The sequence below is a fragment of the Nocardia heshunensis genome (genome assembly GCF_054782115.1).
Genome location: NZ_BAAGTC010000005.1, coordinates 61,281 through 84,938 on the forward strand (window position 1 = coordinate 61,281; position 23,658 = coordinate 84,938).

Below are 23,658 nucleotides of genomic sequence, written 5' to 3' on the forward strand. Positions count from 1 at the left end.
CCCGAGCAGTCAAAGGTCTGGTCATGGCACTCTCTGTCTTCGATTTCTTCTCCATCGGTATCGGCCCCTCCTCCTCCCATACCGTCGGCCCGATGCGCGCGGCACAGTTCTTCGCCAACCGCTTGAAGGAAGACGGCCTGCTGAGCCAGACCGCCTCGGTCCGCGTCGAACTGTTCGGTTCGCTCGGCGCGACCGGCCGCGGGCACGCCACGCCCAAGGCGGTCCTGCTCGGGCTGGAGGGACACTCCCCCGCCACCATCGACCCGGATGTCGCCGAGACCGATGTGGCCCGCATCCGGCGCACCAAGAAGCTGCGGCTACTGGGCACGGAAATCGGTGACACCCACGAGATTCCGTTCGATGAGCCGACCCAGCTCATCCTGCACATGCGTCGGGCGCTGCCATACCACGCCAACGCCATGACGCTGTTCGCCTACGACCGCGACGGGGTGCCGTTGCTGGAGAAGACGTACTACTCGGTCGGTGGCGGGTTCGTCGTCGACGAGGATTCAGTGTGCGCCGATCCCGACAACGACGACACCACCCAGCTCGCCTACCCGTTCCACAGCGGGGCGCAGCTGCTGAAGTTCGCTCGGGAGACCGGGCTTTCGATCTCCTCGCTGATGCTGGAGAACGAGAAGGCGTGGCGCACCGAGGAGGAGATCCGCACCGGTCTGCTCGAGATCTGGAAGGTCATGCAGGAGTGCGTGAATCGCGGGCTGAATCGTGAGGGGATTCTGCCCGGCGGACTCGAGGTACGCCGTCGCGCCGCCACCTCGGCCCGGCAGTTGCGCGCCGAGGGCGACCCGATGATGCACCGCACCGAGTGGACCACCATCTACGCGATGGCCGTCAACGAGGAGAACGCCGCGGGCGGGCGCGTCGTCACCGCACCCACCAACGGCGCGGCGGGTGTCCTACCCGCGGTGCTGAGCCACTACGTGAACTTCGTGCCCGGCGCCAACGAGGAGGGCATCATCCGATTCCTGCTCACCGCGGGGGCGATCGGCATGCTCATCAAGGAGAACGCCTCGCTGTCCGGCGCCGAGGTGGGCTGCCAGGGCGAGGTCGGCTCCGCGTGCTCGATGGCCGCGGGCGCCTTCGCCGAGGCCATCGGCGGCACCCCCGAACAGGTCGAGAACGCCGCCGAGATCGGCATGGAACACAACCTCGGCCTGACCTGCGACCCGGTCGGCGGCCTGGTCCAGATCCCGTGCATCGAACGCAACGGCATGGCCGCCGTCAAGGCCGTCACCGCCGCCCGCATGTCCATGCGCGGCGACGGCAGCCACAAGGTCTCCCTCGACGACGTCATCAAGACCATGAAGGAGACCGGCGCGGACATGAGCGTCAAGTACAAGGAAACAGCACGCGGCGGACTCGCGGTGAACCTCACCGAGTGCTGAGCATCCTTCGGCGCTGAGAGCCCTTGCGACTCAGGCCATCAACAAGCGGGCGGTACGCGTGAACAGCGTGCCGCCCGCGGCCAGTGGCAGCGGTGGCGGTCAGCGGCCGAGCCCGGGCGGCAACCCGTCGCCCGTACCGACGATGGAATCGATCTCGGCGCGAACCGCGTGCACCGCGATTCGCACACGGTCCTGAAACTCATTCCATTCTCGGTCGTCGATGCCGGATCGACCCGGCTCCGACAGGATTCGGTCCACGTATTCGGTGACTTCGAACATCGCGTGTCGTGACTCGCGACCGAAGACCCAAAGTCGCACGGCCCGTGCCTCGCTCTCGATGACTGCCGGAAGGACGGTGTCTCGCCACCGCGTGGGATCGTCCAGCTTGAATGCCTGAGACAGCCGAATCAGCGCTTGAACCGCGTCGATCGTGGAATCGATGTCCAGCATTCGCCGCTGCTTGGCGAATTCCGTTGCCCGGTACCACCGTTGACTCCAGATAGCGCTGATCAGGGCAATGACGCTGGCAGCGATCGCGATCGATGGTGTCATGCGGGCCTCCACAATATTTCCTCGAACTCGAGATCGGGAAACGGACCGGTGGCCGATACTGCCGCACCGCCACCGGAGATCAAGTGCACCCAGGCCAGATTGCCCTTCGGCGTGAGCACGCACCACGCGGAGATACCGGGCTGCAGACGGCCGACCGCGGTCTTCCCATTGCCCCCTGTCCGCGCATCGTTCTCGCATGTCCCGGGAGTCGGGACCTTCCTGTCGCTCGTGCCGAACGCCTGGTCCGCGGGTGTCTTGTGGCCCTTGCCGTTGTCGTACCCCGACGCACGGTCGACGCCGTCCCGATCGTATTTCAAGCCGCTACCAGGCTGTATCCCTCGGCCGAAGGAGAAGGTATCCAAGTCAGCCGTGGACAACTGGCTTTCGGCGTTGGGACCCAACAAGGTGAGGTCCGTGGGATCGGTGCGCACCTGCACCCATCGCACGGACTGCCCCTGGGGCCACGCGAGCCAGACCACGAAAGCGATGACAGCCACAATGACGACACCCGCCGTCAGTGCCGACAGTAATTTCTTCCAGGAGAAGTGATTCCGCGACGGACCACCTCCAGAACCACCAGAATTCGGTTGTTGCAGCAAACTCGGTGTCGACCTGTTCATTTCACCGCTCCGGCATGGTGGGTGGTCATGACAACTCGTGGATACCGGCGCCACTGCCAGGCCACAGATCGAAAGGCATATCGGGTGAATCCTATTCAGAGCCGCGGCATCAGGCTATGAAATTTCCCCGAGATATCGAATGTCGCTCGCCGCCTCGTGAACTGCAGAAACGCGTGCCCACAACCCGAAATGCCGTCAAACAGGCAGACACGATGAGCCCACGCGCGCACATGTCAGCATTGCGCGGAAGCTGTTGGCGTTCAGCAGGTCAGTAGACGCGCGGTACGCGTGAACAGCGTGCCGCCCGCGGCCAGTGGCAGCAGGGCCGCGTCCAGGCCGGTGACCTCGACGGTGCGGGCGTCGGGGTAGGTGAGGACGCTTTCGGCGGCGCGTGGGACGGTGAGGGCGTCGTCGGTGACGGCGTCGGCGCCGAGTTCGAGGCGGTGGCGCAGCAGCGGTGTCTCGCCGACGTCGGCAGTAAGCTCACCGCTCCAGTAGCCGTGGTCTTCGCCGGTGCGGCCGATCTGGACGCGCTCCCGAAGTCGCAGGCGTGCACCCTGTTCCAGACTCACCGTGGTGAAGGTCTCGTGTTCCGCGCCGCCTGCGACGACGGTCGGTTCCGGATCGAAATCCAGTTCGCCGCCCGCGGCCACTTCGAAGCGCCAGTGCGCCACGGACTTGCGGGTTTCGCGGCCCGGGAGGGCGATGGTGGCGGCTACCGAACGGACGGCCAGGCGTGCGCCTTCCCCCACGGAGACAACGATATCCAGCACGTCGCCGCCCAAAGGGGTGGCGGCGGTGCCGATCAGATGCACCGTGTCGACGCCGGTGTGGCGCGCCGCCAGGCCGCCGACCGCATGAATGTGCGGCAGCGTCCCGACGGTCGCGGTGATGCGGAGCTCAGTGCGAATGGGCACTGCCCGCCGTATTCGAAGCCGAATCGTGTTCGGCCGCCAGCCGCAGCTGCTCGCGCACCCAGGTCAGCACCGGGGTCGCGGCCGGATCCTCGGTGAGGGAGGTGAAGACGAACGGGCGGCCTTCGCGCACCTTGGTCGAATCCCGGTCCATCACCGACAGATCCGCGCCGACCATCGGGGCCAGGTCGGTCTTGTTGATGACCAGCAGGTCCGACCAGGTCACGCCGGGACCGCCCTTGCGCGGCACCTTGTCGCCACCGGCCACGTCGACGACGAAGATCTGCGCGTCGATCAGGCCCGAGGAGAAGGTGGCGGTGAGATTGTCGCCGCCGGATTCGACCAGGATCAGATCCAGCGGCGGGTTCGCCTCGATCAGATCGTCGATCGCATCCAGGTTTGCGGTGATGTCGTCGCGGATCGCGGTGTGCGGGCAACCGCCGGTCTGCACGGCGGTGATCCGCTCGTCCGGCAGCACCGCGTGGCGGCGCAGGAAGTCCGCGTCCTCGGTGGTGTAGATGTCGTTGGTCAGTACGGCCAAGGACAGTTCGTCGCGCAACTGTCGGCACAGTGCCGCGGTCAGAGCAGTCTTCCCCGATCCGACCGGTCCCCCGATCCCGATTCGCAGCGGCTCGCCGGGCGTGCGCTCGCGCTTGGGACGGTCATGGCTGTGGTCGTGCGGTTCACCATCAATGAGGTGCGGTGGCATGTTCGGCTCCTTTCACCCCCATCCTTGCCCAGCGGTGTAAACCGAGTGTTACTCGCCCCGTGACCGGCTAGGACGCGAACAGTGGTAGCTCGCGGCGCAGATGGCGTTCGGCGAGCACGTCCTGCAATGGGTCCGAGAGGGCCGCAAGGGATTTCACGGCCTCGAGGGCGGTCGCATCACATACCGGGGCGAGCCGGATGGTGCAGGCGGCGATCGCGGCGGGGTCCAGGGCCAGCAAGCGCTGAGCGGCCGTGGCCGCGCCGGTCATGGTGGTGTAGACGATCACCGAGGCGATGTCCCCGGGCGAGGCGTCAGCGGCGATGGCGACCAGCCCGAAGACCGTGGACAGATGCGGGCGGGCGCCCACCGCACGCCAATCGGCCTGCGGCCAGACCTGTTTGGCCAGGCGCAGCAGTCCGCGGCCCTGGGCACGGGAGGCTACGCGGGCCGACGGGGACGGGGTACGGGCGTCGGCCTCGAGTTCGGCTCGGCCGGGGTCGAGTGTCCCGGCGGCGACGGCCGCGGCGAGCGAGGCCGCCACCAGACCGGAGGTGCGCACGCGCCGACGCAGATACAGCTCCACCGACGGCACATCGCGCAGCAGCCCGGAGGCGACGGCCTCCTCGACCCCACCGGAATGCACGTGCCCGCCGATCGGCAGGCGCGAGTCGGCGAGCGTGAGCAGGGTGGCCAGGCTCATCGGCGTCCCTCCGCGTTCCACATGGCCCCGATCCTAGGGCCCGGGGTAGGCACGCCGTGCCCAGGCACCGCGCGGCCCTGGGTAGGGCGGCACGCTCGCCGCAGGATTGATCCCGTCACCGATTGTTTGGTCGATCACGAAGGACGAAACACCATGTACCACATCGCTGTCAGCTTCGATGTTCCCGCCGAGCGTCGCGACGAGTTCATCGCCGCGGCCCTCGAGGACGGCCGCAACTCCGCCGCCGACGAGCCCGGCACCCGCCGCTTCGAGCTGATCACCGACGCCGACAACCCGAATCGCTTTTACCTCAACGAGGCCTACGACGACGAGGCCGCCTTCGACATCCATGCCAAGGGCCCGCACTTCGCGGCCTTCTTCGCCATCATCGAATCCTTCGCCGACGGCCCGACCTGGCTGATCAAGGGCACCCGGGTCGAGGATCCGCACGCCTGACCTTTCCGCTCTGATCGCCGCGCGCCGGGGCCGATCCGGCTACGGTGGAACCCGTTCGAACTGGAACGTGTTTCAGTGCGGGTCGCGGATGGAATGGAGACAGGTATGGCTGACGAGGCCGGGCGGTTCGGTGGACGGGTGGCCGTGGTCACCGGAGCGTCCTCGGGGCTGGGGCGCGCCGTGGTGGACTCACTGCGGGCGGGCGGGGCGAAGGTGTTCGGGGTCGGGCGAGACAAGGCCCGGCTGGCCGAGGTCCTCGACGGGTCCGAAACCGGTTGGCTGGCCGCCGATCTCACCGATCCGGCCGCGTCCGACGCGGTGGTGCGGGCCTGCGTCGAGCAGTTCGGCGGCGTCGACATCCTCGTCAATGCGGCCGGAGCGCACACCATGCGCCACACCGCCGACGTCACCGACGCCGACTGGCAGCACGAACTGGCCGTGAATCTGAGTGCGCCGTTCTTCTTGTCACGAGCCGCGCTGCCGTCGCTGCTCGAGCGCGGCGGGTGCATCGTGAACGTCTCCTCGATCGCGGGGCTGGAGGGGCAGGCGTATTCGGCCGGATACTGTGCGGCCAAGCACGGTCTGATCGGGCTCACCCGGGCCATGGCGCTCGAATTCGACAGCCGCGGAATCCGGATCAACGCGGTCTGCCCCGGCGGCATGACCACGCCGATGGTGCAGAACTTCACCTTCCCCGAGGACCCCGACTACACGCTGATCATGAAGATCGCGGCCGCACGCGGGCTGATGGAACCGGCCCAGGTCGCGAATGTCATCGCGTTCCTGTGTTCCGACGACGCCTCCGCGGTGCACGGCGCGATCTACAGCGTGGACAACGGCAAGATGGCCTGACCCGGACCTACACCGAACCCGGTGCGGCTCAGGAGTTTCCGGCCCATGCCAGCAGCTTGTCCACCGGCCAGGTGTTGACGACCCGGTCGGCGGGCACGCCGCAATCCAGGGCCCGTTGCGCGCCGTAGCCGAGGAAGTCGAGCTGGCCGGGAGCGTGGGCGTCGGTGTCGATGGAGAAATCGCAGCCGATGTCGAGGGCCAACTTCAGCAGGCGGGTCGGCGGGTCGCGGCGCTCCGGGCGGGAGTTGATCTCGACGGCGGTGCCGTGGTCGCGGCAGGCGGTGAAGACCTGCTCGGCGTCGAAGCGGGATTCGGCGCGGGTGCCGCGATTGCCTTCGACGAGGCGGCCTGTGCAGTGGCCGAGCACGTCGGCGCGACCGTCGGACACCGCGCGAATCATGCGCCGGGTCATGGCAGCCGAGTCCATGGCCAGCTTGGAGTGGACGCTCGCCACCACGATGTCGAGGCGGTCGAGCAGTTCAGGCTCCTGATCGAGGGAGCCGTCGTCGAGGATGTCGACCTCGATGCCGGTGAGGATCCGCATGGGCGCGAACCGGTCGCGCAGTTCGTCGATGACGTCGAGTTGTTCGCGCAGGCGATCGGGCGAGAGGCCGTTGGCGACCGTCAGCCGGGGCGAGTGGTCGGTGAGAGCGCAGTATTCATGGCCCAGCGCGGCCGCGGCTCCCATCATCTCCGCGATCGGTGCCACCCCGTCCGACCAGTTCGAGTGCACGTGCAGGTCGCCGCGCAGCGCGGCCCGCAATTCGCCGCCGCCCAGGTCTTTCGCGGCGGTCCGCAGTGCGACCAGCGCGTCCGGTTCGCGACCCGCCCAGGCCTGCGCGATCACCGCGGCGGTCTTCGGGCCGATACCGGGCAGCGACTGCCAGCCGTTCGAGCGGCCCAGCTGTGCGCGCTGCGCGTCGTCGAGGCGTTCGAGAATGTCGGCGGCATTGCGGTAGGCCATCACCCGCCGGGTGTCCTCGCGGGCGCGGTCCTTGTAGTACGCGATCTGGCGCAGAGCGGCGACAGGATCCATGCCTCCAGTCTGCCTCGGCCGCCGCCCGCTACCCCATCGATTTGCGGATCGACCACAGCACCGCCGCCAGGCCCGCCACGATCAGCAGGCCGTAGTGCCCGGCGGATCGCGAGTAGTCGTAGGTCGATACCGCGACGACGATCGCGATCACTAGGAACAGTAGGCGTTTCAACGTTGACTCCTGCGGGCTCGATCACACCGTAGAAGATCGAATTCACCTGCGCTACAGGCGAATAGGTGACTGGCAGCACAGTGGCGACGAGACGGCCGCAATGGTAATGCGCCGGCGGCTGTTACCTTTTCGCGCTCTCCCGCGTCATATCAGCGACGGCCGAAAACTGCGGTCGCCGACAGCGGCGAATGGAGGACAGCATGCTGACCGATGTCATGTACGTGACGGTGTACGTCACCGACCAGGATCGGGCGTTGACGTTCTATACCGAAGGGCTCGGGCTCGAGAAGCACATCGACTACGCCGGACCGGATGGCCGCTTCCTCACCCTCAAGGCGCCCGGCAATGCCTTCGAGATCATTCTCTGGCCGCATCCCCCGGCCGCCGGCCAGCCCGCCGAGGCCGAGAATGTGCCCGCGCCGGGTCCACTGATTCTCGAATCCGATAATTTGCGAAAGGATTTCGAGGTGCTCCGGGACCGGGGTGTGCCGTTCCTCGACGACGCACCCGAGGAGTACGCGTTCGGGATGCGCATCGAGGCGGTGGATCCGGACGGCAATCGGATCTCGTTGCGCCAGCAGCGGCCGCGGGAGGCGAGGTGATGCGGACCATGCCGGAGAGCCCGGTGGCCACGCAGTTCGAGGCGCAGCGGGACAGGTTGCGCATGCTCGCCTTCCGGATGCTCGGGTCGTATGCCGATGCCGAGGACGTGGTCCAGGAGGCGTGGATGCGGCTGGCGCACCAGGACCCGGCCGATATCGAGAACCTGGCCGGTTGGCTCACCACGGTCGTGGGGCGGATCAGTCTGGACCTGTTGCGGTCTCGCAGCGCGCGGCCCGAACAGTCCTATGACGACGGCAGGTCCGAGATCGTGGTCACGGATGACACGTTGGAACCCGAGGAATGTGCCGCACTCGCCGATGCGGTCGGGCTGGCCCTGCTCGTCGTGCTGGATTCGCTGGGTCCGAGTGAGCGGCTGGCGTTCGTCCTGCACGACATGTTCGCGGTGCCGTTCACCGAAATCGGCCAGATCCTGGGTAAATCCGCCGATGCCACCAAGATGATCGCCAGCCGCGCCCGCCGCAAGGTGCAGTCCACCCAGCCCCCGACACCTGCCGCGCGGGCGCAGCGCGCCGTCGCCGAAGCCTTCCGCACCGCCGCGGTCGAGGGTGATTTCGAGGCACTGCTGCGCGTGCTGGACCCGAATGTCAGTCTCACCGTGGACACTCCCGGCGGCACCTTCGTCACCCTCGGGGCGACCGAGGTGGCGGCCCGCGCGCGGACGTTCTCCGGTGCGGTCGCCCGTCACCAGCGGGTGTTGGTCGACGCGCTGCCGGGCTATATCTCCTGGCGCGAGGACGCGACCCCGCTATCGGTCATGTCGTTCACCATGGCCGACAACCGGATCCTGGCCATCCACATGATCGCCGATGCCGCACGGCTCGCGGCGATGGAACTGCCCGGCCGCACCCTGCAGCCTTACCGGCAGATGCCCTGATGCAGCTGACTGACCTGGGGGCATCTACTCGTTTCCCGCTCAGAGCGCGACGAATTCCACCCAGTTCGGATTGCGGCCGACCGGGCGGCGGTCCACGGCGGTCAGGGCACCGGTCTCCGGGTCGATGGCGTAGGCGGTGACGGCGTGCGACTGCTCGCCAGCGGCCAGGAGATAGCGGCCCGTGGGGTCGATTCCCATTCCGCGCGGGCAGTTTTCGGTTGCGGTGTGGCCGAGTGGAGTCAGCGCGCCGGTGCCGGGATCGACCCGGAATCCCGCGATGGTGCTGGATCGGCGCTCGGATACGTACAGCAGGCGGCCGTCGGGAGTGAGTTTCAGCTCGGCCGTCCACGGGTCGCCGATGCCTTCGGGCAGGACCGAAACGATGTCGAGGGGGGTGAGATGGCCGGTGCTGGAATCGAACTCGTAGCTGCCGACGGTGCCGTCCAGTTCGTTTGCGACATACACGAAGTGGCCCTGTGGATGGAACATCAGGTGCCGCGGCCCCGCGCCGGGCTTGGTGGCGACGAACGCCGGGCTGTTCGGGACCACCCGCCCGGTCCGTGGATCGAATAGGTACTGCAACAACGCATCCCCGCCCAGGGCCGCCGCGAACAGATACCTGTCGGAGGGATCGGTGATGATCGAATGCGCGTGCGGCGGTGTGGCCAGCACCGCGGTCGGGTCGGCGACCACGATGCCGTCCGCGCCGATCGCGTTGATCGAGATCGCGTTGCCGGTGTAGGACGCGGCGAGCAGGTAGCGCCCGCCGTGGTCGGTGGACAGGTACGCCGTGTTCTCCGGCAGCGGCACCGTCGACTGGCGACGCAATTCGCCCGTGCTGGAATCGATCTCGAAGCAGACCACCGACCACGGGGCCGAGCGGACCGACGCGTAGAGGTGGCGGCGGCCGGGCCCGACCGTCAGCGGCATCACCGTGCCGCCGACGGCCGCGGTCTGCACGGACGACAGCGTGCCGTCCGCGCTCAACCGCAGTACGGAGATGTCACCGCTGCCTGCATTGGACACGTACGTGACGACGGTCATGCCATCCGCCCCGCGCGCGCCCGCAGGTCCAGTTCGATCTCTTCCAGGCTGCGCCCCTTGGTCTCCGGCACGTACCGCCGCACCAGCACGAACAGCACCACACTCACCGACGCGAAGATCCAAGCCGAATAAGCGAGGCCCAGATGATTCGGATCGCTCATGACCGGGAACAGGAAGGTGATGGCGAAGGTGGCCGCCCACAACACCGTCGACGCGGTGGCCGTTCCGATGCCGCGCACCCGCAGCGGGAAGATCTCCGCGATCATGACCCATACGACCGCGCCCCAGCCGAGCTCGTAACCGACCCAGTAGAGGTTGAGCACGATGAGACTGACAATGCCGGTGCCCGTGCCCTTTCCCATGGTGAGCACGGTGAGGCCGAGCAGGAACAGCGACAGCGCCATGATCACATTGCCCAGCAGCAGCAACGGCTTTCGGCCCCAGCGGTCGACCATCAGGAACACCCAGGCGGTGAAGATCAGCTTGACCGTGCCCATGATGGTGGAGGCGAACAGCGCGTTCTGAGTGCCGAAACCCAACTGCTTGAACATATCCGGCGCGTACAGGTTCACCGCGTTGGTGCCCGCGAACTGCTGGCCGACCGCCAGGATGAGCGCCACCACCAGCGCCGGGCGGGCCCAGCGAGTGGTCAGGTCGCGCAATCGGCCGCGTTGCTCGCCGTCGAGGCGCAGCACGTCGCGGATGCTGTCGAGCGCGGCGTCGGGGTCCTCGTCGCGGTGCGTCTGTTCCAGCACCAGGCGGGCCTCCTCGTCACGACCGGCCTTGACCAGCCAACGCGGGGTTTCCGGCAGCGTGAACAGGCCGAAGAACAGGATCACCGCGGGCACGGCGGCCAGACCGAACATGAGCCGCCAATTCCCGGAGCCACTCAGCGCCCAGTCGACGATGTAGGCGATCAGAATGCCCGACACGATCATCAGCTGGTTCAGCGTGGACAGGGCGCCGCGCACCCGGGTCGGCGCCAACTCGGACAGATACATCGGCACCGTCGCCGATGAACAGCCCACCGCGATGCCGGTAATGAACCTGGCCACCACCATGATCGGGTAACTCGGCGCGAAAGCGCACGCCAGCACGGCGGCGGTGAAGATCACCGCGGCCACCATGATGGTGGGGCGACGGCCGTAGCGGTCGGCGAGCCGACCGGCCATCATGGCGCCGAACACCGCGCCCGCCGCCAGCGAGCCGCCGATCACGCCCTTGGCGAAAGAGTCCAGATGCCAAGGCTTCACGATGAACAGCAGGACCCCGGAGATGACGCCGAGGTCGTAGCCGAACAGGATGCCGCCGAGCGCTCCGAAGAAGTACAGGGAGGAGACGTTGATCCGCCGTCGCTGGGCGGGCGTCGTGGCCGATTGCTGCATGGGTGATGCTTCCTTTACTGCCAATCGAGTGTGCCCAGGCTCACATACTCGATGGGCGAACACCATACAGATTCCGATGCATGTTCGGTATCAGCTCATGCGTTCACGAATGTGAATGATCAGAGCGGGTTCGCTTGTCCCAGCGGGGTTTCCAGGAAGCCGCCTCCGATGTGTTCGGGCAGCTCACCCGGCGGCACCCGGTCCGCGAAACGCTCGGCGTCGTCGAGGCTGCGATAGCCGATGGCCTCCGCCTCCCGCAGTGACACCACGGACCGAGTGTTCGCCGAAACACCCCACATCACGCGGTATCCGGGCTCCGCGGTGGCCAGGCAGGCTTCCAGCAGCCGGGCGCAGTCGTCCGGCGACATCCACAGCGACAGCTGTCGCACGTCGGCGGGTTCGTCGAAGCAGCTGCCGATCCGCAAGCAGGACACGTCGATTCCGAAGCGCTCGTGGTACAGGCTGCCCAGCGCCTCCAGCGCGGCCTTGCTCACGCCGTAGTAGGTGTCCGGCCGCGGCGTGCTCTCGCCGGGCAGACCGTCGGGCCCGGCCTCCCCGATCCGGCGATAGCCGACGGCGTGATTACTGGAGGCCAGCACCACTTTCGGCACCCCGGCTGCACGGGCGGCCTCGAGCACGGTGTGCGTGCCGTCGATATTGACCTCGAGGATGCGGGCCCAGTCGTCCTCGCGACTGATCCCACCCAGGTGAATGATGGCGTCGACACCCACACAGGCCGCGGCCATCACCTCCGGGTCGTTGAGCGAACCGGTGACCAGTTCGACGTGCTCTCCGGGCACGGGCGGATCCAGCGGCGCGAGATCCAGTAGCCGCAGCACCCGGTCCGGGCGGGCCAGGCGCGGGCGCATGAGCCGCCCGAGATTGCCCGCGGCGCCGGTGATGAGGACGCGGTGAATCGACATGTGAACTCCTCGGTCAGGGGAAAGATGTTCGTGATCAGCGGATTCCGGCCTGCCGCAGGTGGCGGGCCAGCAGTCCGGCGGCGTCGTGCACCAGCGCGCCGACGCGGTGTTGCTCGGCTTCGGTGGTGCGGCTCAATGGCATCGAGCAACTCAGGGCGTCGGTGGCCGGAAGTCGGTAGGGCACCGCGGCGGCCGCGCACGCCACCCCGGCGGTGCCCTCCTGCCATTCGGTCGCGTAGCCGCGGTCGCGAATCACCGTGAGCTCCGAGAACAGCACTTCACGGTCGGTCACGGTGTGTTCGGTGCGTGCCGGCAGCGTGGCAGGCAGCAGGTCGGTCAGCTCGCCGTCGGACAGTTCGGCCAGCAGCACCTTGCCCAGCGCGGTGGCGTGGGCGGGCAGGCTGCGGCCGACCCGCGAGATGAGATGGTCGGAGCTGCGCGATTCCCGGGTCTCCAGGTAGACCACCTCGCTGCCCGCCAGCCGGGCGTAGTGCACGGTGAATCCGGTTTCCTCGCGCAGCTTTTCGAGGGTTTCGGTGGCGTACGGGATGACCGGATCGCGGTCGAGGTAGGCGGTGCCGCAGACCAGCGCCCGCATGCCGAGCCGGAATCGGGTACCGGTGTCGTCGGTGTCGATCCAGCCCGCGTCGCGCAGGGTGCGCAGCAGGCCGTGCAGGCTCGAGCGCGGAAACCCGGTGGCCTCGTGCATTTCGGCCAGCGACAGCCACGACGTTCGGGCCGCGAACACCTCGAGCACCGCGATCGCCCGGCGCGCGGACTTCACTCCGTTGGCCGTCTCGTCGCGGTCGGTTCGTTCCGCGGGACCACGACCTTGCATGACACTCCTGAATTCACTCGGCATTCCGCTTCCCGATCGTATTCAGATACATGAACTTTCGTCCGATGCTTTCTCGGCATCACTTGATGCTCAACAGATGTTGGACGGGTATCAGACGCAGGCCCTAGCCTGCTGGAAACACGATCCGCGACAGCGGGGTACAGGAGAGCCCATCCGATGACCGGCGACGGCAGACTGACGGCCTTGTTGTCCCTGGAACAGGTGCGCGGATTCGTGGTGGTCGCCGAGGAGGGCAGCTTCCGCCGCGCGGCCGATCGACTGCAGATGACCCAGCCGCCGCTGAGCCGCCAGATCCAGAAGCTCGAACGCGATATCGGTGTGCTGCTGCTGGATCGGACCCAGCGGCAGGTGGAGCTGACCCCCGCCGGCACGGTGTTCCTCGCCGAGGCCCGGCGACTGCTGGCCCTCGCCGAGGCGGCCCCCGCCACCGCGCGCCTGGTGGCCGACGGGCAGACCGGCACGGTGCGCATCGGATTCACCGCCACCGCGGGTTTCGGCTTCCTGGGCGGCTTCCTCAATCAGCTCTCGCTCGCGCTGCCCGCGGTCGAGCTGGTGCTCAGTGAACTGGTCAGCGCCCTGCAGTTCGACGAATTGTCCAGCGGCAAGCTGGATCTGGCGATCGCCCGCCCGCCCTTCGACCGGGTGGAATTCGACGGTCGGCCGGTGCATCGCGATCCGCTGGTGCTGGCCGTGCCCGCCGGGCACCGGTTGGCCGCGGGCGGTCCGCTCGCGGTGCGCGAGCTGGAGGGCGAGCGGATGCTCATGTACGCGCCCGGGCCGGCCCGCTATTTCGCCGAGCTGATGAACCGGGTGCTGGCGGGCGTCTCCTACGACCCTGCGGACCGGGTCACCCAGGTGCACACCATGCTCGCGCTGGTCGCGGCGGGCCGTGGGGTGGCGCTGGTCCCGGAGGCGGCGAGCCATCTGCACCCAGACGGCGTGCGCTACCGGCACCTGTCGGGCGTGAGCGAGCGCGCCGAACTGTACGCGGTCTGGCGGCGGCATCCGGCCAATCCGGCCCTGCGCCGCGTGATCGACCTCTTGGAGACCTGGCCGGACGCCTGAGTAAGGAGAGAGCACTGTGCCCCCGATGTCACCAGACACCATGGCGCCCCGAGACCTTGGACCGGTTTTGGGTCGTGGCCTGTTGTCGTTCCCCGTCACCCACTTCGACGCCGAGTTGAATATCGACGAGGCCGCCTGCCGCGAGCACATCGCCTGGCTCGCCCAGTACGACGTGGCCGGGCTGTTCGCGGCGGGCGGCACCGGCGAGGGTTTCTCGCTGACCACCGCCGAGATCGACCGGGTGGTGCGCGCCGCGGTGGCCGAGACCGCCGGGCGGGTGCCGGTGCTGGCCCCCGCCACCGCCGGGACCGCCGTGGCCGTCGAGCAGGCGCGCAATGCCGAAGCGGGCGGGGCGCAAGGAATTCTGTTGCTGCCGCCGTATCTCACCGAGTCGGGGCCCGAGGGTCTGCTCGAGCATGTGGCGGCGGTGTGCGCGGCCACCTCGCTGGGGGTGATCTTCTACAGCCGCGCCAATGCCCGCGTCGATGACGTGACCGTGGCCCGGATGGCCGAGCGCTGCCCGAATCTGATCGGATTCAAGGACGGCGTGGGCGATATCGAGACCATGACCCGGATCTACGCCCGCCTGGGCGACCGGCTCACCTATATCGGCGGGCTGCCGACGGCGGAGACGTTCGCACTGCCGTACACCGAAATGGGTGTCACCACTTACTCGTCGGCGATCTTCAACTTCGCCCCCGAGTTCGCGCTGGCCTTCTACAAGGCGGTGCGGGCGCACGACCGCGAGACGGTGTACGCGCACCTGCGCAACTTCGTCCTCCCCTACCTCGACATTCGCGACCGCACACCGGGATACGCGGTGTCGATCATCAAGGCCGGGCTGACCGCGGTGGGCCGCCCGTCGAGCCGGGTCCGCCCGCCGCTGACCGATCTGGACGCCACCGAACTGGCCGAACTCACCGCGCTGGTGGAAAGGATTGCCTGACATGGCCTCTCCCGCCGTGCTGGACCGCATCACCGGGGTGCGGATCTCCTCGGTGACACTGCCGCTGCCGGGCGGCATCAGCGACGCCAAGGTGCTGACCGGTCGGCAGCGCCCGATGACCGAGGTGGCCGTGCTGTTCGCCGAGATCACCACGGCCGCCGGGCTGGAAGGCATCGGCATCGGCTACTCCAAGCGCGCCGGTGGTCCGGGCCAGTTCGCACACGCCCGAGAGCTCGCGCCGCTGCTGTTGGGCGAAGATCCCAGCGATATCGCCCGGCTCTGGGACAAACTCATGTGGGCGGGCGCTTCGGTGGGCCGCAGCGGCCTGTCGGTGCAGGCGATCGCCGCCTTCGATGTGGCGCTGTGGGATCTCAAGGCCAAGCGAGCGGGGTTGCCGCTGGCCAAATTGCTGGGTGCGCACCGGGATTCGGTGCGCTGCTACAACACCTCCGGCGGGTTCCTGCACGCCCCGATCGAGGAGGTGCTGGATCGGGCGACGGCATCGCTGGAGTCGGGCCTCGGCGGCATCAAGATCAAGGTCGGGCATCCGGACCCGAGCGTGGATCTGGCCCGGGTCACGGCCGTGCGCGAGAAGATCGGCGATGGCGTGCCGCTCATGGTGGACGCGAACCAGCAATGGGATCGACCGACCGCGCAGCGCCTGTGCCGCGCCCTCGAACCGCTGCAACTGACCTGGATCGAAGAGCCGTTGGACGCTTACGATTTCACCGGGCACGCGCGCCTCGCGCAGACCTTCGACACCCCGATCGCCACCGGCGAGATGCTGACCAGCGTCGCCGAGCACGGCGAATTGATCAGGGCGGGAGTCGATATCGTGCAGCCGGACGCGCCCCGTGTCGGTGGCATCACCCGCTTCCTCGACGTCATGGCGCACGCGAGCCGCGAACAGCTGCAACTGGCACCGCATTTCGTGATGGAGGTACATGTGCACCTGGCCGCCGCGTACCCGCTGGAGCCGTGGGTGGAGCATTTCGAATGGTTCGATCCGCTCTTCGAGGAGCGGCTCGAGATCCGCGAGGGGCGCATGCACCTGTCGGGGCGGCCGGGCCTGGGTGTGACGCTCAGCGGCCAGGCGCGGGCCTGGACCGTCGCCGAGTACGAGGTCCGGGCGTGACGGCCCGCCCGCCGACGTATCAATCCAATGCTGTGATGTGGAGGACCCGATGATCGCGGACACGCCCCTCGACCGGATCGACGACATCGTCGCGGCCGCGACCCGGGCCGCCGGGCAGCTGGCGGAATCCACTCCGGCACAACGTGCGGCCTGGCTGCACGCTGCCGCGGACGGACTCGACAAGGCCGGTGACGAGCTGATCGCACTGGCCGTCAAGGAAACACACCTGCCCGAGCAACCACGCCTGCGATCCGAACTGGCGCGGACGGTCTTTCAACTGCGCTTGTTCGCCGAGGTGCTGGACGACGGCGAATTCCTGCGCGCCACCATCGATCACGCCGACCCGGCCTGGCCGATGGGACCGCGCCCGGACATCCGGCGCACGGTGGTGCCGCTCGGGCCGGTGTTGGTGTTCACCGCCAGCAATTTCCCGCTGGCGCTCAGCGTGGCCGGGCACGACACCGCCGCCGCGCTGGCGGCGGGCTGCCCGGTGATCGTGAAAGCCCATCCCGGACACCCGGAGTTGTCCGCGCGCACCCGCGATGTGCTGGTGGCAGCGCTCGCCGCGGCCGGTGCGCCGGAGGGTGTGTTCGAGAACATCTACGGCGTCGACGCGGGGACGACCGCGCTGCGGCATCCCGACATCCAGGCCGCGGCCTTCACCGGATCGGTGCCCGGCGGGCGGGCCCTGTTCGATATCGCCAATGCCCGACCGCGCCCGATTCCCTTCTACGGTGAACTCGGCAGCTTGAATCCCGTGGTGGTGACCGCGGGTGCGGTGGCCGCGCGCGGCGCGGAGATCGCGCGGGGCTTCGTCGGATCCTTCACCCTCGGAGCGGGACAGTTCTGCACCAAGCCCGGACTGTTGCTGTTGCCGGTCGGGCACGGGCTCGAACAGAACCTCGTGGATGCCATTGCGGCGGTGCCCGGACAGCCAATGCTCAACGACCGGATCGCGGCGGGTTACCGGGCCGGGGTCGCGGAACTGCGCGAGCAGTCAGCGGTCGAGCGGCTCTCACCGGACCCCGCGTCCGACGATGACTCCGGTTTCCGGCCCACGCTCCTGCGCGTCCGCGCCAGCGACTTCCTCACCGACCGTGAGATTCTGGACCGCGAATGCTTCGGCCCGGAGTCTCTGATCATCGAATACGACGGCGAGGAAGAACTGCTCGCCGTGCTCAACGCACTGGAGCCCGGTCTCACCGCCACCGTGCACGCGGAGGAATCCGAGTACGAACAGGTCCGGGCGCTGCTGCCGCTGCTGACCCGGCTGGCCGGACGGCTGCTGTGGAACGGCTGGCCCACCGGCATCACGCTGTCGTGGGCCCAGCAGCACGGCGGACCCTATCCGGCCACCACCAGCCCGCAGTTCACCTCCATGGGCGCGGCGGCCATCGAGCGCTTCCTGCGCCCGGTCGCCTGGCAGGACTTCCCCGACGCGCTGCTGCCCGCCCCACTGAGAGAGGCCAATCCGTGGCGACTGCCCCGCCGCGTCGACGGAAAACGCTGACTCCCCTACCGATTCCGGCACTCCGACAGGACCCCGTAGCGATGACCACCGCCCTCCCGACCATCACCGATGTCCGGCTCACCCCCATCCTCATCTCAGACCCGCCCCTGCTGAATCTGTCCGGCGTGCACCAGCCGTACACGCCGCGGCTGATCGTCGAGATCATCGCCGACGGCGGGATCGTCGGCGTCGGCGAAACCTACGGGGACAGTGCGTATCTGGTGCGGGCGCGCGAACTCGCGCGGGACTTGGTCGGGCTGCCGGTAGGTGCAATCAACACCATCGCCGGGCTGGGCCGGACCGAGAGCACGCTCATCGACGCCGCACCGGCCGCCAGCGGGCTGCGCGGCGCACTGACCACCGACAAGATCCGGCTTTCGGTGGTGTCGGCGTTCGAGGTCGCGGCGCTCGACGCGCTGGGCAAGCAGCTCGGCGTCCCCGTACACACCTTGCTCGGCGGCAAAGTACGTGACCGCGTGGAGTATTCGGCCTACCTGTTCTACAAGTGGGCCGAGCACCCCGACGACGACGTCCCGGCCGATCGGTGGGGTGCCGCCCTCGATCCCGACGGCATCGTGGAGCTGGCCCGGAAGTTTCTGGTGCACGGCGGTTTCCGCTCGTTCAAGCTCAAGGGCGGCGTCTTCGCACCGGAGGAGGAGATCGCCGCGATCAAGGCGCTGGCACAAGCCTTCCCCGGTGCACCGCTGCGGCTGGATCCCAATGGCGGCTGGTCACTGGACACGGCGCTGCACGTGGCCGAGGAACTCGCCGGCGTCGTCGAATACCTCGAGGATCCCACCGCCACCATCGCGGACATGGCCGAGGTGCACCGGCGCAGCGGAATCCCGTTGGCCACCAATATGATCGTCACCTCCCTGGCCGAGGTGAAACCCGCCTTCGACCTGGACGCGGTGCAGATCGTGCTGTCCGATCACCACTTCTGGGGCGGCCTGCTGGCCACCCGCGACCTCGCCGCCGTCTGCCGCGCCTACGGCAAGGGCCTGTCGATGCACAGCAATACGCACCTGGGCATCAGCCTGGCCGCCATGACCCACGTGGCCGCCACCGTCCCGGACCTGGCCTACGCCTGCGACACCCACTACCCGTGGCAGTCGGAGGACGTCATCACCGAACGCTTCGCGTTCACGGCCGGCGCCCTCGATGTGCCCGAAAAGCCCGGCCTCGGTGTGGATCTGGACCGCGACGCCCTCGCCCGCCTGCACGAACGCTGGAACACCATGCCCGCGATGCGTGAGCGCGACGATATGGCCGCTATGCGCCGGGCCCGTCAATCGACGACGCGGTGAAGGTTGGCCTCCTCGAAGACGGTCATCCATTCCGCGCCGACCGCCCGGTAGTGGACCTGGGGCCCATGGCCGGCAATGGGGCCCGAAATGCCCCGATCGCTGTCCCAGGAATTGTATGCGGCAGCGGCGGTTCGCGGGATTTGACCTCAACCAATAGTGAGGTTGCAAGGTGGAGTCGAACGGAGATCTCTAAGAGAGGAGTTGTCGTGCGAGCCATTCGACTTCACGAGTTCGGAGCGGCGGAGAACCTGCGGTACGAGAGCGTCACGGACCCGGAGCCCGGCCCCGGGCAGGTGCGCATCGTCGTCGAGGCGGCGGGGGTGCATCTGCTGGATACCTCGCTGCGGCAAGGGATCGTCAGCGGGCCGATGCCCTTGCCGCAGCTGCCGACCATCCCGGGGCGTGAGGTGGCAGGCACGGTCGACCGGGTCGGGCAGGGCGTCGAGCAGAGCTGGATCGGGCGGCGGGTGGTCGCTCACATCGGGCAGGTACCGGGCGGGTATGCCGAACTGACGGTGACCGAAGCCGAACGGCTGCACGAGATCCCAGCGGGTCTGAGCGCGGGTGCGGCCGTGGCCATGATCGGCACCGGGCGCACTGCCCTGGGCATTCTGGGATTCGCCGATATCGGCCCGGAGACGGTCGCGCTGGTGCCGTCGGCGGCGGGCGGGATCGGCACACTGCTGGTGCAGTACTTGGTGGCGGCGGGCGCGACGGTGATCGGGCTCGCGGGCGGCAAGACCAAGGCGGATCAGGCGTACGAGAACGGCGCGGATCTGGCGCTGGACTACCGGGATCCGGCGTGGCCGGAGGCGGTGCGCGCCCGCTACGGGGAGCGACCCGCCACGCTGTTGTTCGACGGTGTCGGCGGCGAGGTCGCACGGGCCGGAGTCGATCTACTGGGCAAGGGCGGCGTGCGGCTGGTGTTCGGATGGTCGGGCGGACAGGTCGAGTTCGACGAGCAAGCATTGGCCGAACAGGGCGTGACCTCGCAGATGGTGCTCGGTCCGCCGATGCTGGCGCGCGGTGGCGGGTTGCGCGCCTTGGAGACTCGGGCGCTGGCGGAGGCCGCGGCGGGCAGGCTGCGGCCCGCGGTGCACAGCTTCCCGCTGGCCGAGGCCGCGCGGGCACATCGGGCGCTCGAGCAGCGGGAGACCACAGGAAAGGTGGTGCTGATCCCCTGAGCGGTTCGCGCCGATCGTGAGCGCCCCGCGCTGAGCGCAGCCCGGGGCGGCGTTATTCGCCTGCGCGGCGGCCCAATCCGCGTTCCATGAAGCGTTGCGCGGCCCCGCGCCGCAGATCCGACAGGGCCTGGACCGGGCCCGTCCACCAGGGCGAGATCTCCAGGGGCCGCGCGACCACGGCATGGCAGATGAGGTTGGCGGCCTCGTCGGCGGTGAGGCCGGGCACGCCGGAGAAGTCGGTCGGTGCGCTCATCCGGGTGTGGACCAGCGGCATGTACACCGAGGTGGTCGTGACGCCGTCCGCGGCGATCTCCGTTGCGACCGTCCGCAACCAGATATCGAAGGCCCCCTTGGACGCACCGTAAGCCGACCAGCGCGGGGCGGGCGGCATGCGCAGCCCCCAGGTGGAGATGTTGACGATGTGCCCGCTGCCGCGTTCGCGCATGCTCGGCAGCAAGGTCAGTAGCAGCCGGACCGGACCGAGGTAATTGACGTCGATGGTCCGGGTGAAATCGTGGAAGCGCTCATAGGATTCGTCGAGCGGCCGCCGAATCGAGCGGCCCGCGTTGTTGATCACCACATCGACGTGCCCGTGCTCGGCCAGCAGCGCCTGCCCCAACTCCGCCACGGCCTCGAATTCGGTGATGTCGGAGACGTAGACGTGCGCGATGCCGCCCGCCGCGCGAATATCGGCGGCCACCGCCTCCAGATCCTCGGCGGAGCGCGCGATCAGCAGCATGGTCGCGCCCGCCGCACCGAGCTTCTTGGCCGCGGCCTTCCCGATGCCGTGGGAGGCGCCGGTCACCAGGATGACCGTCTCGGAAACGGCCTCGCGCAAGGCTTTCTCGCGTGGTCGTGAGGTCGGATAGAAGATGCGGGTCGCCACGCGTTCGGCGAGCGGGCGGCCGTTGGACCCGGATTCGTTCGTACCGTTCGGAGCATCGTGCTCAGCCACGACTCCGAGCGTAACCGGAAGCCCGGTATGGGAACGGGAACTGAGTGGAAATACCCTGGCCGCGAGGCCGATTCCCCGGCGAGGATGGGAGCCGGTACTCGGGGGAAGGACATCATGACGACGCAAGCGCCGGAACGGGCGACGCCGCAGCACGTTTCGATCTGGGGGTGGATCGCGCGGGGACTGGTCCTGGTGATCTTCGTCCCGCCGCGGCTGGTGTGGGAGGCGATGAAGGCGATACCCCGCCTGATCGCCGCGGCATTCCGGCTGTTCACCGAGCATCTCGCCAAACCGTTGGCGATCTTGTTCCGGGACTGGGTGTTCCGGCCACTGCGCAACTTCGTGCGCAACTACCTGTGGCATCTGCTGATCCAGCAACTGCTCTTCGGCGTGATCCTCACCCCGCTGGGTGCGTTCCTGCTCGCCTACCTGCTGCGCCCGATCCAGCATGCGATCGAGGACTGGCTGTGGCGGCGAGTGCTGAAACCGGGCAGCCGGTGGGTCTTCCGCCACCTCATCCTCCCGATCGCGGTCGGGATCGTGCGGATCGTGACACTGGCCTGGACGTACGTGATCGAACCGATCGGCATCGCGATCACGTTCCTCGGCCGCTGGCTGATCGTCTGGCCGCTGCGGCAACTGTGGCGCTGGATCCTACGTCCACCGTTGCTCGCGCTGGTCGCGGTCGTGGTGTTCGGCTGGCGGGTCGCCACCACCGTGGTGGCCGTGACGGTGGTGGCGCCCTGCCGCTGGATCTATCGCACTGTCCTGCAACCGCTGTTCGCGGCGATCGCCCGCGCCTGGCGGGCCCTGATCGCGCCGGTGCGCTGGGCCTACCGGAATGTGGTCATGCCGTGGCGGTCTCGTGCGGCCGAGGTGTGGACGCTGATCTTCGGCCGCTGAAGAACGCGATCGCCGCCATGGTGGCCAGCAGGGCCGCGCCCGCCGTGGTGGCGACGTGCATGCCGTTGACGAAGGATTCGCGTGCCGCATCGATCTTGGCGGTGTCGCCTGCGGCCTCGGTGAGGGTTTCGCCGAGGGTCGGGCCGAAGTCGCCGCCGGAGCGGAACACCAGCGCCGCCAGCGATCCCAGCAGGGCCAGGCCCAGCCCGTTGCCGAGCTCGAAGCTGGTCTCGGAGATGCCGACCGCGGATCCGGCTCGCTCGGGCGGGACCGAGGACACCGAGACCTCCGACACCAGCGTGAACGCGATGCCGAAGCCCGCGCCCGCCACCACGGAACCCGCGATGTACCAGCCGATTCCGCCGTCCACACCGACCCCGAGCAGCATCAGGTTGCCCAGTGCGGCGGTGCTCAGCGCGAGCACGAAGGTGGTCTTGGTACCCAGGGCCCGCCCGATCCGCGCGCCGCTCATGGAGAACACGAACACCACCACGGCACTGGGAATCCCGAGCAGCGCGGATTGCAGTGCGTCACGGCCGGTCACCGACTGCAGGTACACGCTGGTCAGGTAGCTCATACCGGCCAGCGACAGCATGCCGACGGTGCTCGAGCCGATGGCCACCGAGAACAGTCCGCGCCGGAACAGACTCAGATCCAGCAGCGGTTCGGCCAGGTGCCGTTGCCGCCGGATGAAGGCGGTCAGCAGCAGCACGCCGAGGATTCCGATACCGATGGACGGCAGGTCGATGCCCTCGGCCGCGCAATGTTTGATGGCGTAGACGATCGGCAGGATGCCGCCGATGGACAACAGCACGCTGACCCAGTCGAGGGGTCCGCGCCCGGCCTCGCGATGTTCGGGCAGCAGCAGCGGCCCGAAGACGAGCAGCACCAGCAGCACCGGAGTGTTGATCAGAAATACCGAACCCCACCAGAAGTGGTGCAGCAGCACGCCGCCGATGATCGGGCCGACCGCCGACCCGCCCGCGAAGAACGCGGTCCACACGCCGATGGCGGTCGCGCGGGCCCGGTCGTTGGGGAACAGGGTGGAGATCAAGGCCAGGCTCGAGGGCAACAGCGTCGCGCCGCCCATGCCCATGAGCGCGCGGGCAGCGATGAGCACGCTCGCGCTCGGCGCGAAGGCCGCGAGCACCGAGGCGATGCCGAACACGGTGGCGCCGGCCAGCAGAATATTGCGACGCCCGATCCGATCTCCCACATTGCCCATGGTGATGAGCAGACCGGCGATCATGAAGCCGTAGATGTCGAGGATCCAGAGCTGTTGCGTGGCAGAGGGATCCAGGCTCTGGGTCAGCGTCGGCATGGCCAGATACAGCACCGACATGTCCATCGACACCAGCAGGACCGGCAGCAGCAGCACGGCCAGTCCGGCCCAGGCGCGGCGCGGCGTCTTCGCGTCGGGGCGCGCGAGGGTACTCGTCATGACCTATCCTTCGGCTGATTTGGTGCGGACAATTGCTTGACTTGGTGCGGACAATGCTTCGTTCGTCTCACGGGCCGCGCGTACGG

Annotated in this window: 25 protein-coding genes; 12 read left to right on the plus strand and 13 right to left on the minus strand. The window is 68.3% G+C overall.

All coding sequences use genetic code 11. The features are described 5' to 3' along the window. Positions 1-23 precede the first annotated feature (23 nt). On the plus strand, positions 24-1,406 hold the full coding sequence (locus ACYVN4_RS18865; RefSeq protein WP_460722869.1) for an L-serine ammonia-lyase: 1,383 nt from the start codon (positions 24-26) through the stop codon (positions 1,404-1,406). 99 nt (positions 1,407-1,505) lie between these two features. On the opposite strand, the gene ACYVN4_RS18870 is transcribed toward ACYVN4_RS18865, so the two are convergent. The 5 genes from ACYVN4_RS18870 to ACYVN4_RS18890 all read right to left on the minus strand — a co-directional run bounded on the left by ACYVN4_RS18870 (position 1,506) and on the right by ACYVN4_RS18890 (position 4,901). Next, positions 1,506-1,958, minus strand: coding sequence for a hypothetical protein (locus ACYVN4_RS18870; RefSeq protein ID WP_460722871.1), 453 nt, complete (start codon positions 1,956-1,958; stop codon positions 1,506-1,508). Then, positions 1,955-2,578, minus strand: coding sequence for a hypothetical protein (locus tag ACYVN4_RS18875; protein WP_460722873.1), 624 nt, complete (start codon positions 2,576-2,578; stop codon positions 1,955-1,957). Before ACYVN4_RS18875 ends, ACYVN4_RS18870 begins: the two co-directional genes overlap by 4 nt. 260 nt (positions 2,579-2,838) lie before the next feature. Then, positions 2,839-3,489, minus strand: a complete 651-nt coding sequence (locus ACYVN4_RS18880; protein WP_460724037.1) for an urease accessory protein UreD — start codon at positions 3,487-3,489, stop codon at positions 2,839-2,841. Then, a complete protein-coding gene (ureG, locus tag ACYVN4_RS18885; RefSeq protein WP_460722875.1) occupies positions 3,479-4,201 on the minus strand; it encodes an urease accessory protein UreG in 723 nt (240 codons plus the stop codon). Before ureG ends, ACYVN4_RS18880 begins: the two co-directional genes overlap by 11 nt. 67 nt (positions 4,202-4,268) lie before the next feature. Next, the gene (locus ACYVN4_RS18890) at positions 4,269-4,901 is read right to left on the minus strand and encodes an urease accessory protein UreF (RefSeq protein WP_460722877.1); all 633 of its coding nucleotides are present in this window, start codon (positions 4,899-4,901) and stop codon (positions 4,269-4,271) included. Positions 4,902-5,054: 153 nt separating this feature from the next. On the opposite strand from ACYVN4_RS18890, the gene ACYVN4_RS18895 reads away from it, so the two are divergent. Continuing rightward, positions 5,055-5,357, plus strand: coding sequence for a putative quinol monooxygenase (locus tag ACYVN4_RS18895; RefSeq protein ID WP_460722879.1), 303 nt, complete (start codon positions 5,055-5,057; stop codon positions 5,355-5,357). 105 nt (positions 5,358-5,462) lie between these two features. Beyond that, positions 5,463-6,209, plus strand: a complete 747-nt coding sequence (locus tag ACYVN4_RS18900; protein ID WP_460722881.1) for an SDR family NAD(P)-dependent oxidoreductase — start codon at positions 5,463-5,465, stop codon at positions 6,207-6,209. A 28-nt stretch (positions 6,210-6,237) separates the two neighbouring features. Here the strand turns inward: ACYVN4_RS18900 and ACYVN4_RS18905 are convergent, their stop codons facing one another. Both ACYVN4_RS18905 and ACYVN4_RS18910 read right to left on the minus strand, forming a co-directional pair. After that, on the minus strand, positions 6,238-7,245 hold the full coding sequence (locus ACYVN4_RS18905; RefSeq protein ID WP_460722883.1) for a PHP domain-containing protein: 1,008 nt from the start codon (positions 7,243-7,245) through the stop codon (positions 6,238-6,240). Between the two features lie 28 nt (positions 7,246-7,273). Continuing rightward, the gene (locus ACYVN4_RS18910) at positions 7,274-7,417 is read right to left on the minus strand and encodes a hypothetical protein (RefSeq protein WP_460722885.1); all 144 of its coding nucleotides are present in this window, start codon (positions 7,415-7,417) and stop codon (positions 7,274-7,276) included. Between the two features lie 200 nt (positions 7,418-7,617). On the opposite strand from ACYVN4_RS18910, the gene ACYVN4_RS18915 reads away from it, so the two are divergent. Beyond that, positions 7,618-8,019: a VOC family protein gene (locus ACYVN4_RS18915; RefSeq protein WP_460722887.1), complete on the plus strand. Its 402-nt coding sequence runs from the start codon at positions 7,618-7,620 to the stop codon at positions 8,017-8,019. Further along, positions 8,019-8,915 (plus strand): sigma-70 family RNA polymerase sigma factor, encoded by an 897-nt coding sequence (locus ACYVN4_RS18920; protein WP_460722889.1) that lies wholly within the window; start codon positions 8,019-8,021, stop codon positions 8,913-8,915. The genes ACYVN4_RS18915 and ACYVN4_RS18920 overlap by 1 nt, the downstream gene beginning before the upstream one ends. A gap of 39 nt (positions 8,916-8,954) precedes the next feature. On the opposite strand, the gene ACYVN4_RS18925 is transcribed toward ACYVN4_RS18920, so the two are convergent. From ACYVN4_RS18925 to ACYVN4_RS18940, 4 genes are all read right to left on the minus strand, one after another. Continuing rightward, positions 8,955-9,959 carry a lactonase family protein gene (locus ACYVN4_RS18925; protein WP_460722891.1) on the minus strand — a complete coding sequence of 335 codons (1,005 nt, stop codon included), beginning with the start codon at positions 9,957-9,959 and terminating at the stop codon, positions 8,955-8,957. Further along, complete coding sequence (locus ACYVN4_RS18930) at positions 9,956-11,344, minus strand: sugar porter family MFS transporter (protein WP_460722893.1); 1,389 nt, start codon at positions 11,342-11,344, stop codon at positions 9,956-9,958. Before ACYVN4_RS18930 ends, ACYVN4_RS18925 begins: the two co-directional genes overlap by 4 nt. Before the next feature lie 119 nt (positions 11,345-11,463). Continuing rightward, on the minus strand, positions 11,464-12,267 hold the full coding sequence (locus ACYVN4_RS18935; RefSeq protein WP_460722895.1) for an NAD-dependent epimerase/dehydratase family protein: 804 nt from the start codon (positions 12,265-12,267) through the stop codon (positions 11,464-11,466). Positions 12,268-12,301: 34 nt separating this feature from the next. Then, positions 12,302-13,105, minus strand: coding sequence for an IclR family transcriptional regulator (locus tag ACYVN4_RS18940; protein WP_460722897.1), 804 nt, complete (start codon positions 13,103-13,105; stop codon positions 12,302-12,304). 177 nt (positions 13,106-13,282) lie between these two features. Here ACYVN4_RS18940 and ACYVN4_RS18945 point away from each other — a divergent pair, with 177 nt between their 5' ends. From ACYVN4_RS18945 to ACYVN4_RS18970, 6 genes are all read left to right on the plus strand, one after another. Beyond that, positions 13,283-14,191: a LysR family transcriptional regulator gene (locus ACYVN4_RS18945; RefSeq protein ID WP_460722899.1), complete on the plus strand. Its 909-nt coding sequence runs from the start codon at positions 13,283-13,285 to the stop codon at positions 14,189-14,191. Positions 14,192-14,216: 25 nt separating this feature from the next. Then, the gene (gene kdgD, locus ACYVN4_RS18950; RefSeq protein ID WP_460722901.1) at positions 14,217-15,137 is read left to right on the plus strand and encodes a 5-dehydro-4-deoxyglucarate dehydratase; all 921 of its coding nucleotides are present in this window, start codon (positions 14,217-14,219) and stop codon (positions 15,135-15,137) included. Between the two features lies 1 nt (position 15,138). Further along, positions 15,139-16,272, plus strand: a complete 1,134-nt coding sequence (locus ACYVN4_RS18955; RefSeq protein WP_460722903.1) for an L-talarate/galactarate dehydratase — start codon at positions 15,139-15,141, stop codon at positions 16,270-16,272. 49 nt (positions 16,273-16,321) lie between these two features. Beyond that, positions 16,322-17,782 carry an aldehyde dehydrogenase (NADP(+)) gene (locus ACYVN4_RS18960; RefSeq protein WP_460722905.1) on the plus strand — a complete coding sequence of 487 codons (1,461 nt, stop codon included), beginning with the start codon at positions 16,322-16,324 and terminating at the stop codon, positions 17,780-17,782. 41 nt (positions 17,783-17,823) lie between these two features. Next, entirely contained in the window at positions 17,824-19,089 is a 1,266-nt protein-coding gene (locus ACYVN4_RS18965) for a glucarate dehydratase family protein (protein WP_460722907.1), read from the plus strand. 206 nt (positions 19,090-19,295) lie between these two features. After that, positions 19,296-20,273: a zinc-binding dehydrogenase gene (locus tag ACYVN4_RS18970; protein ID WP_460722909.1), complete on the plus strand. Its 978-nt coding sequence runs from the start codon at positions 19,296-19,298 to the stop codon at positions 20,271-20,273. Between the two features lie 52 nt (positions 20,274-20,325). Here ACYVN4_RS18970 and ACYVN4_RS18975 read toward each other — a convergent pair whose 3' ends face one another. Next, positions 20,326-21,228: an SDR family NAD(P)-dependent oxidoreductase gene (locus ACYVN4_RS18975; protein ID WP_460722911.1), complete on the minus strand. Its 903-nt coding sequence runs from the start codon at positions 21,226-21,228 to the stop codon at positions 20,326-20,328. Positions 21,229-21,342: 114 nt separating this feature from the next. Here ACYVN4_RS18975 and ACYVN4_RS18980 point away from each other — a divergent pair, with 114 nt between their 5' ends. After that, positions 21,343-22,131, plus strand: a complete 789-nt coding sequence (locus ACYVN4_RS18980) for a hypothetical protein (RefSeq protein ID WP_460722913.1) — start codon at positions 21,343-21,345, stop codon at positions 22,129-22,131. Here the strand turns inward: ACYVN4_RS18980 and ACYVN4_RS18985 are convergent. Further along, entirely contained in the window at positions 22,076-23,572 is a 1,497-nt protein-coding gene (locus tag ACYVN4_RS18985) for an MFS transporter (RefSeq protein ID WP_460722915.1), read from the minus strand. The two genes, ACYVN4_RS18980 and ACYVN4_RS18985, sit on opposite strands and share 56 nt — an antisense overlap. Positions 23,573-23,658 lie beyond the last annotated feature (86 nt).